Source organism: Pseudomonas sp. GD03858 (assembly GCF_029840925.1).
Taxonomy (GTDB): Bacteria; Pseudomonadota; Gammaproteobacteria; order Pseudomonadales; family Pseudomonadaceae; genus Aquipseudomonas.
In genome coordinates this window covers 1-8,925 of the sequence record NZ_JAOCDM010000160.1, presented here as the reverse complement: position 1 = coordinate 8,925, position 8,925 = coordinate 1, and the positions used below count along the sequence as shown (strand labels likewise).

Annotated in this window: 6 protein-coding genes; 4 read left to right on the top strand and 2 right to left on the bottom strand. The window is 64.8% G+C overall.

The features are described from left to right. Window positions 1-3 precede the first annotated feature (3 nt). Both N5D48_RS24805 and N5D48_RS24800 read right to left on the bottom strand, forming a co-directional pair. The gene (locus N5D48_RS24805) at window positions 4-3,300 is read right to left on the bottom strand and encodes a PAS domain S-box protein (RefSeq protein ID WP_279888675.1); all 3,297 of its coding nucleotides are present in this window, start codon (window positions 3,298-3,300) and stop codon (window positions 4-6) included. A gap of 62 nt (window positions 3,301-3,362) precedes the next feature. Next, entirely contained in the window at window positions 3,363-4,241 is an 879-nt protein-coding gene (locus N5D48_RS24800; RefSeq protein WP_279888674.1) for a LysR family transcriptional regulator, read from the bottom strand. Between the two features lie 131 nt (window positions 4,242-4,372). Between N5D48_RS24800 and leuC the strand changes: the two genes are divergently transcribed. The 4 genes from leuC to asd all read left to right on the top strand — a co-directional run bounded on the left by leuC (window position 4,373) and on the right by asd (window position 8,796). Then, window positions 4,373-5,806 (top strand): 3-isopropylmalate dehydratase large subunit, encoded by a 1,434-nt coding sequence (gene leuC, locus N5D48_RS24795; protein WP_279888672.1) that lies wholly within the window; start codon window positions 4,373-4,375, stop codon window positions 5,804-5,806. Beyond that, entirely contained in the window at window positions 5,803-6,447 is a 645-nt protein-coding gene (leuD, locus tag N5D48_RS24790; protein ID WP_110739341.1) for a 3-isopropylmalate dehydratase small subunit, read from the top strand. The genes leuC and leuD overlap by 4 nt, the downstream gene beginning before the upstream one ends. 90 nt (window positions 6,448-6,537) lie before the next feature. Beyond that, entirely contained in the window at window positions 6,538-7,620 is a 1,083-nt protein-coding gene (gene leuB / locus N5D48_RS24785) for a 3-isopropylmalate dehydrogenase (protein ID WP_279888671.1), read from the top strand. A 63-nt stretch (window positions 7,621-7,683) separates the two neighbouring features. Beyond that, a complete protein-coding gene (asd, locus tag N5D48_RS24780; protein ID WP_279888670.1) occupies window positions 7,684-8,796 on the top strand; it encodes an aspartate-semialdehyde dehydrogenase in 1,113 nt (370 codons plus the stop codon). Window positions 8,797-8,925 lie beyond the last annotated feature (129 nt).

The following is an 8,925-nucleotide window of genomic DNA, read 5'->3' as shown; positions in this document are numbered from 1 at the left end:
TAATCAGTAATCCGCCGGCGCCTCCAGCAGCATCTGGCGGAACTCCGGCAACGGCAGCGGCCGGCTGTGCAGGTAGCCCTGGTACAGGTGGCAGCCCAGCCGTTCGAGAAACTCCAGCTGCTCGGTCAACTCGACCCCCTCGGCGATCACCGCCAGATCGAGGCTGCGGGCCATGGCGACGATGGCGCGGACGATCTCGGCGTCATTGGGGTCGACCGGCGCGTCGCGCACGAAGGTCTGGTCGATCTTCAGCGCATCCACCGGCAGGCGCTTGAGGTAGGTGAGCGAGGAATACCCGGTGCCAAAGTCGTCCATGGCGAAACTCACGCCGTAGCGCTTGAGTTCGCGCATCTTGCTGATGGTGTCTTCCAGGTTCTGGATGACGATGCCCTCGGTGATCTCCAGCTTGAGCATGCGCCGTGGCAGGCGGTAGTCGTCGAGGCTGCGCAGGACGCGTTCGACGAAGTCGTTCTGGCGGAACTGGCGAGGGCTGATGTTGACGCACAGGCTGAAATCGCCGGCGTCGATCAGGCCGTCCTCGAGCATGCGGGCGCAGGCATCGCAGGCTTCGTCGAGGATCCAGCTGCCGACTTCGAGGATCAAGCCGCTTTCCTCCAGTACCTGGATGAACTGCGCCGGTGGCTGCTGGCCCAGTTGCGGGTGGTGCCAGCGCAGCAGCACCTCGGCGCCGACGATGCGGTTGTCGCGGGCATCCACCTGGGGCTGGAAGTGCAGGGCCAGCTCGCCGCGGGCCAGGGCCAGGCGCAGGTCGTTCTCCATGCGCAGGCGCTCGCTGGCGGCTTTCTGCATGGTGGTGTGGAACAACTGGGTGGTGTTGCGCCCGGAATCCTTGGCCCGATACAGGGCGATATCGGCGCGCTTGAGCAGGTCGGCTGGGGTGGCGCCATGGTCGGGGATCAGCGCCACGCCGATGCTCGGGGTCACCTGCAGGCGCTGGCCATCCAGCGACATCGGTTCGGCCAGCAGCTCGCGCAGGGTGTCGGCCAGTTCGCGGACCTTGCTTTCCACCTGCTCGCGGCTGCCTTCCAGGCCGCTGAGCAATACCACGAACTCGTCGCCGCCCAGGCGCGCCACGGTGTCTTCCAGGCGCACGCTGGCCTCCAGGCGCGCGGTGATGATCTTCAGCACGGTGTCGCCCACCGGATGACCGAGCGAGTCGTTGATGTGCTTGAAGTGGTCGAGGTCGAGGAACAGCAGGGCACCGCGCAGGTTGTGGCGCTTGAGCAGGGCGATCTGCTGGCTCAGGCGGTCCATCAGCAAGGCGCGATTGGGCAGGTTGGTCAGCGGGTCGTGATAGGCCAGGTGGCGGATCTGCGCCTGGGCGTTCTTCAGCTGGCTGACATCGCGGGCGGTCAGCAGCAGGCAGTCGGTTTCGTTGAGGCTGATCGGCTCCACCGAGACTTCCACGGTGAGGATGTCACCGCGCTTGTTGCGCCCGAGCATTTCCCGATGGTGCACCCGGCCACGTTCGCGCAGTTCGTTGAGCAGGGCGCCGCGCTGTTTTTCGTCGGCCCATATGCCGATTTCGTAGACGCTCTGGCCCACCACCTCTTCGGGGCTGTAGCCGGTCAGCCGGCTGAAGCCGTCGTTGACCTCCAGGTAGCGGCCAGTGTGGCGCTCGGTGATGGTGATGGCGTCGGGGCTGGAGTGGAACGCCTTGGCGAATTTTTCTTCGCTGGCCTTGAGCGCGGCCTCGGCGCGTTGCTGCTGGGTGATGTCGCGCAGGGTGGTGACGCTGCACGGCTGGCCGTCGACCGTAATCAGGCGGCTGGAGATCACGCAGGTCAACGGCGTGCCATTGCGATGGTTGACGCCAACCGCGACGTTGCTCAGGGCCTGGTCGCGGATCACCCGCTCGATGCGCTGGGCGCGTTCGGCCGATTCGGCCCACAGGCCGAGCTCCTGCGCGGTCTGGCCAAGCACCTGCTCGGGGGCCCAGCCAAAGGTCTGGCTGAAGGCGGGGTTGATCTCGATGAACTGTCCGCTGTCCTGGCGGGTCACGCAGATCGGGTCGGGGCTGACCTGGAACAGGCTGGCGAATTTTTCTTCCGAGGCCGTCAGGCGCTGTTCGCGCTCGACCTGGTCGGTGATGTCGAGCAGGGTGCCGGCCATGCGCAGCGGGTTGCCCTGGTCATCGCGGTAGAGGCGCGCGCGGCTCTCGATATAGCGCGAGGCGCCGTTGTCCAATTGCACGCGGTAGGTGATCTGGTAGTTGCCCGCCGGCCCTTCGCGCAGGCTGCGATAGGCCTGGCGCATGACGCTGCGCTCATGCTCGGGCACGCCTTCGAAGAACGCCTCGAACGACTCGTGGAACGGCACCGGGTCCAGGCCGTGCAGCTGGGCGGCGCGAGCCGAGCCGTAAAGCATGCCGCTGGGAATATGCCAGTCCCAGGTGCCCAGCTGCGCCGAGTCCAGGGCCAGGTCGAGGCGCTCCTGGCTGTCCTTGAGCGCCTGCTCGGCGCGCTTGCGCTCGGTGGTGTCGACGAAGGTGCTGATCAGGTAGGTGACGCCTTCGAGCTCGATGCCCTGGGTGCAGAGGATGCCGTCGTGGACCTTGCCGCTGGTGGCGCGGAACTGCACCTCCATGATCAGCGGGCCACTGCCGGCGCGGGTGGCGTCCATGACCTGGTGGCGCTGCTCGGGATTGACCCAGAGCCCTAGTTCCAGGCTGGTCTTGCCGACCACTTGCGCGCCCGGCCAGCCGAACATGTGCTCGAAGTGCTGGTTGACCTCGATGATCAGGCCGTCGTGGCGGCGGGTCAGGAGGATGGCGTTGGGGCTGAGGTGGAAGAGGGTGGCGAAGCGCTTTTCCGAATTGATCAGCGCAGTCTCGCGCTCGCGCTGGCGGGTGATCTCGCGGATGACCCCGATCATCTGTGGGCGGCCGTGGCGATCGTGGGTCAGGCTGCCGTTGATCTCCAGCCAGTGCACGCTGCCGTCGGGCCAGCGGATGCGGTGACGCATGGCCTGTTCGATCGGTTCTCCATTGACCACGGCCTGGAAGGCCTGGCGGGTGCGCGCGCGATCTTCCTCGGGCAGCAGGTCGAGGTAGTCGATGTCATTGGGCAGCGGGCGCTGCGGGTCGAAGCCGAACAGTGCCTGGGTGCCCCGCGACCAGCTGACCCGGCCGCTTTCGATGTCCCACAGCCAGGCGCCCAGGTGCGCGCCGTTGAGCGCGGCCAGCAACTGGGGGGCATTCTGCCAGGCCTGTTCCGATTCCTGGGGATCGGCCGCGGGAATGCGTGGCAGGCGCGGAAAGCGGTTCGCTGATTTGGGCATCGGTACCAGACCTTTGGCGGATGACGCGTCCTTGTGGAGGGTAATGCCTTGCCGACGACCGGTCAGCTGGATCCGGCGTGGCTGTCGAGCAGCGCCATGAAGGCCCTGGCCGCATTCGATAACGTGCGCTCCGTGTGCAGTATGTAGCCTAGCTGGCGCGACAGCTGTATGCCCGGCAGGGCGATGGGCGCAACCTGCCCATCGAGCATAGTACGCGGCAGCACACTCCACGCCAGGCCGATGGACACCATCATCTTGATGGTTTCCAGGTAGTTGGTGCTCATGGCGATGTTCGGTACCAGCCCTTGGCTTTCGAACAGGCGCTGGACGATATGGTGGGTGAAGGTGTTGCCACCGGGGAACACCGCCGGGTGACGCGCCACGTCGGCCAGGCTGACGGTGTGGTTGCTGGCCAGCGGGTGCTCGGGCGCGGCGACGAAGTCCAGGGCGTCTTCCCAGACCGGCACCGCGCGGACCAGGTGATGGGGCTCCGGGGCGAGCGTGATCACGGCGATTTCCGCCCGGCCGTGCAGCACTTCGTCGTAGGCCGCCTCGGAGTCGAGGAACTCGATGTCCAGTGCCACGTCCGGGTACTGGCGGGTGAAGGCGCGCAGCAGCGGTGGCAGGCGATGCAGGCCGATGTGGTGGCTGGTCGCGAGGGTCAGGCGACCGCTCACCTGTCCGCTGAGGTTGGTCAGGGCGCGGCGGGTATCATCCAGTACATTGAGGATCTGGTAGGCGCGGGGCAGCAGGGCGCGCCCGGCCTCGGTGAGGGTGACCTCGCGGCCCAGGCGGTCGAACAGGCGCACATCCAGCTGCTGCTCCAGCCCGGCGATGCGCTTGCTGATGGCTGGCTGGGTCAGGTGCAGGCGTTCGCCGGCGCCGGAAAAGCTGCCGGTTTCGGCAATGGCGATGAAGGCGTTGAGGTTGGCCAGGTCCATCCTTTCGAATTCCTGATGGTTATGCAAAGTATGAAAATTATGAATTTGAGTTATTCAATCTATCGCCATAGCATCGTCCGTACAAGCCAAGGGGTCTTTGGCATAGAAAGACGCTGATGAGGAACAGTCTGATGGCTGGCAAAACGCTCTACGACAAACTCTGGGAAGCTCATGAGGTCAAGCGCCGCGATGACGGCTCGTCCTTGATCTACATCGACCGCCACATCATCCACGAAGTGACTTCGCCCCAGGCTTTCGAAGGCCTGCGCCTGGCCAGCCGCAAACCCTGGCGCATCGACGCCAACATCGCCACCCCAGACCACAACGTACCGACCACGCCTGAACGCAAGGGCGGTATCGAGGCCATCGTCGACCAGGTGTCGCGCCTGCAGGTGCAGACCCTCGATGAGAACTGTGACGAATATGGCATCGTCGAATTCAAGATGAACGACGAGCGTCAGGGCATCGTCCATGTCATCAGCCCGGAGCAGGGCGCGACCTTGCCGGGCATGACCGTGGTCTGCGGCGACTCGCACACCTCCACCCATGGCGCGTTCGGCGCCCTGGCCCATGGCATCGGCACCTCCGAGGTCGAGCACGTGCTCGCCACCCAATGCCTGGTGGCCAAGAAAATGAAGAACATGCTGGTGCGCGTCGACGGCGAATTGCCGGCCGGCGTCACCGCCAAGGACATCGTCCTGGCCGTGATCGGCAAGATCGGCACCGCCGGTGGCAATGGTCATGCCATGGAGTTCGCCGGCAGCGCCATTCGCGAGCTGTCGATGGAAGGCCGCATGACCATCTGCAACATGTCCATCGAGGCTGGTGCTCGCGTGGGCCTCGTCGCTGTCGACGACACTACCGTCGCCTATGTCGAGGGCCGTCCTTACGCGCCGAAGGGCGAGCAGTGGGTGCACGCTGTCCAGGCCTGGAAAGGCCTGGTGTCGGACGCCGACGCGGTGTTCGACACCGTGGTCGAGCTCGATGCCGCGCAGATCAAGCCGCAAGTGAGCTGGGGCACCTCGCCGGAGATGGTCCTGGCCGTCGACCAGCGCGTGCCGGACCCGGCCGCCGAGCCCGACCTGATCAAACGCGGTTCGATCGAACGCGCCCTCAAGTACATGGGCCTGGCCGCCAACCAGGCGATCACCGACATCCAGCTCGATCGCGTGTTCATCGGCTCGTGCACCAACTCGCGCATCGAAGACCTGCGCGCCGCCGCCGAGATCGCCAAGGGCCGCAAGGTCGCCGCCAACGTCAAGCAGGCGCTGGTGGTGCCGGGCTCGGGCCTGGTCAAGGCCCAGGCCGAGCGCGAAGGGCTGGACAAGATCTTCCTCGAGGCCGGCTTCGAATGGCGTGAACCGGGCTGCTCGATGTGCCTGGCGATGAACCCGGACCGCCTGGAGAGCGGCGAGCACTGCGCATCCACTTCCAACCGCAACTTCGAAGGCCGCCAGGGCGCCGGTGGCCGCACCCACCTGGTCAGCCCGGCCATGGCCGCCGCCGCCGCGGTGACCGGCCACTTCATCGATGTCCGCGAGTTGATCCAAGGGAGCGCAGCATGAAAGCCTTTACCCAGCACACAGGTCTCGTCGCGCCATTGGATCGTGCCAACGTCGACACCGACCAGATCATTCCCAAGCAGTTCTTGAAGTCGATCAAGCGCACCGGCTTCGGCCCCAACCTGTTCGACGAGTGGCGCTACCTGGACGTCGGCCAGCCTTACCAGGACAACAGCAAGCGCCCGTTGAACCAGGACTTCGTGCTCAACCATGCGCGTTACCAGGGAGCCAGCGTGTTGCTGGCGCGGGAGAACTTCGGTTGCGGCTCGAGCCGCGAGCATGCCCCGTGGGCGCTCGACGAGTACGGTTTCCGCAGCGTGATCGCGCCGAGCTTCGCCGATATCTTCTTCAACAACAGCTTCAAGAATGGCCTGTTGCCGATCATTCTCGACGCTGCCGAGGTCGACGAGCTGTTCAAGCAGGTCGAGGCCAACCCGGGTTACCAGTTGACCATCGACCTCGAGGCCCAGGCCGTGACCCGTCCGGACGGCAAGGTGCTGAAGTTCGAGATCGACGCGTTCCGCAAGCACTGCCTGCTCAACGGCCTGGACGATATCGGCCTGACCCTGCAGGACAGCGACGCGATCAAGGCGTTCGAAGGCAAGCACCGCGCCAGTCAGCCCTGGTTGTTCCGTGACGCCTGATTGACTGCTTGCCCCGCGCAGAGGGGCATCGGACACTGAAGTACTTCGGCGCGCCTGCGAGGCGCGCCGCTCGATTGGATAGAGGAAAGCATGAGCAAGCAGATTCTGATTCTCCCAGGTGATGGCATCGGTCCGGAAATCATGGCCGAGGCGGTCAAGGTGCTGGAGCTGGCCAACGACAAGTTCCAGCTCGGCTTCAACCTCACCCACGACGTGATCGGTGGCGCGGCCATCGACAAGCACGGCGTGCCGCTGGCCGATGAAACGCTGGAGCGCGCACGCCAGGCCGATGCCGTGCTGCTGGGCGCCGTGGGCGGGCCGAAGTGGGACAAGATCGAGCGTGACATCCGTCCGGAGCGCGGCCTGCTGAAGATCCGCTCGCAACTGGGCCTGTTCGCCAACCTGCGCCCGGCCATCCTCTACCCGCAACTGGCCGATGCCTCGTCGCTCAAGCCCGAGATCGTGTCGGGCCTGGACATCCTCATCGTTCGCGAGCTGACCGGCGGTATCTACTTCGGCGCGCCACGCGGCCAGCGAGAGCTGCAAGGCGGCGAGCGCCAGGCCTATGACACCCTGCCGTACAGCGAGAGCGAAGTGCGCCGCATCGCCCGTGTCGGTTTCGACATGGCCCGTGTGCGCGGCAAGAAGCTGTGCTCGGTGGACAAGGCCAACGTCCTGGCCTCCAGCCAGCTGTGGCGCGAAGTGGTCGAGGACGTGGCCAAGGACTACCCGGACGTCGAGCTGAGCCACATGTACGTCGACAACGCCGCCATGCAGCTGGTCCGCGCGCCGAAGCAGTTCGACGTGGTGGTTACCGACAACATGTTCGGCGACATCCTGTCGGATGAGGCTTCCATGCTCACCGGCTCCATCGGCATGCTGCCATCGGCATCGCTGGACGCCGATAACAAGGGCATGTACGAGCCGTGCCATGGCTCGGCGCCGGACATCGCCGGGCAGGGCATCGCCAACCCGCTGGCGACCATTCTCTCGGTGTCGATGATGCTGCGCTACAGCTTCAACCAGACGGCCGCCGCCGAGGCGATCGAGCAGGCGGTGAGCCTGGTGCTGGACCAGGGCCTGCGCACCGGCGATATCTTCTCCGAGGGCTGCCGCAAGGTGGGTACGCAGGAAATGGGCGACGCAGTAGTCGCAGCGCTGCGGAATCTGTAATCTCTCTGGCCCGCCACCAAAAACTCCCGGTGGCGGCCCACTTTTAGCAAAGGTGTAGTTGCGATGAAACGTGTAGGTCTGATCGGTTGGCGTGGAATGGTCGGTTCCGTGCTCATGCAGCGGATGCTCGAAGAGCAGGACTTCGACCTGATCGAGCCGGTGTTCTTCACCACTTCCAACGTCGGTGGCCAAGGTCCGAGCGTGGGCAAGGATACTGGCCCGCTCAAGGACGCCTACAGCATCGACGAGCTCAAGACCCTCGACGTGATCCTGACCTGCCAGGGCGGCGACTACACCAACGAAGTCTTCCCCAAGCTGCGCGAAGCCGGCTGGCAGGGCTACTGGATCGACGCGGCCTCGTCCCTGCGTATGCAGGACGACGCGGTGATCATTCTCGACCCGGTCAACCGCAAGGTCATCGACCAGCAGCTGGACGCGGGCACCAAGAACTACATCGGCGGCAACTGCACCGTCAGCCTGATGCTGATGGGATTGGGTGGCCTGTTCGAAGCGGGCCTGGTCGAGTGGATGAGCGCCATGACCTACCAGGCGGCTTCCGGGGCTGGCGCGCAGAACATGCGCGAGCTGATCAAGCAGATGGGTGGTATCCACGCCGCAGTCGCCGATGACCTGGCGAACCCGGCCAGCGCTATCCTCGACATCGACCGCAAGGTCGCCGAAACCATGCGTGGCGAGGGCTTCCCCACCGAGAACTTTGGCGTGCCGCTGGCCGGCAGCCTGATTCCGTGGATCGACAAGGAGCTGCCGAACGGGCAGAGCCGTGAAGAGTGGAAGGCTCAGGCCGAGACCAACAAGATTCTTGGCCGCTTCAAGAGTCCGATCCCGGTCGACGGTATCTGCGTGCGCATTGGCGCCATGCGCTGCCACAGCCAGGCGCTGACCATCAAGTTGAACAAAGACGTGCCGCTGGCGGATATCGAAGGCATGATCAGCCAGCACAACCCTTGGGTGAAGCTGGTGCCGAACCAGCGGGAGATCAGCATGCAGGAGCTGAGTCCCACCAGCGTGACCGGGACCCTGAACGTGCCGGTTGGGCGTTTGCGCAAGCTGAACATGGGGTCGCAGTATCTGGGGGCTTTCACTGTTGGCGATCAGCTGCTGTGGGGGGCGGCCGAGCCGCTGCGGCGCATGCTGCGGATTTTGCTGGAGCGGTGATCTGGGTGGTTTGAGTTGGTTTTTTGAAGAACCCGTATTGCGAGAGTGATGCGGGTTTTTTATTGGTGTTAGATTGGTTGTTGGTTGTTGGTTGTTGGTTGTTGGTTGTTGGTTGTTGGTTGTTGGTTG

Excerpts from the sequence above, each read along its gene's own strand:
- N5D48_RS24805 (WP_279888675.1), bottom strand. The coding sequence starts at position 3,300 with ATGCCCAAATCAGCGAACCGCTTTCCGCGCCTGCCACGCATTCCCGCG.
- leuB (WP_279888671.1), top strand. The coding sequence starts at position 6,538 with ATGAGCAAGCAGATTCTGATTCTCCCAGGTGATGGCATCGGTCCGGAA.
- leuD (WP_110739341.1), top strand. The coding sequence starts at position 5,803 with ATGAAAGCCTTTACCCAGCACACAGGTCTCGTCGCGCCATTGGATCGT.
- asd (WP_279888670.1), top strand. The coding sequence starts at position 7,684 with ATGAAACGTGTAGGTCTGATCGGTTGGCGTGGAATGGTCGGTTCCGTG.
- N5D48_RS24800 (WP_279888674.1), bottom strand. The coding sequence starts at position 4,241 with ATGGACCTGGCCAACCTCAACGCCTTCATCGCCATTGCCGAAACCGGC.
- leuC (WP_279888672.1), top strand. The coding sequence starts at position 4,373 with ATGGCTGGCAAAACGCTCTACGACAAACTCTGGGAAGCTCATGAGGTC.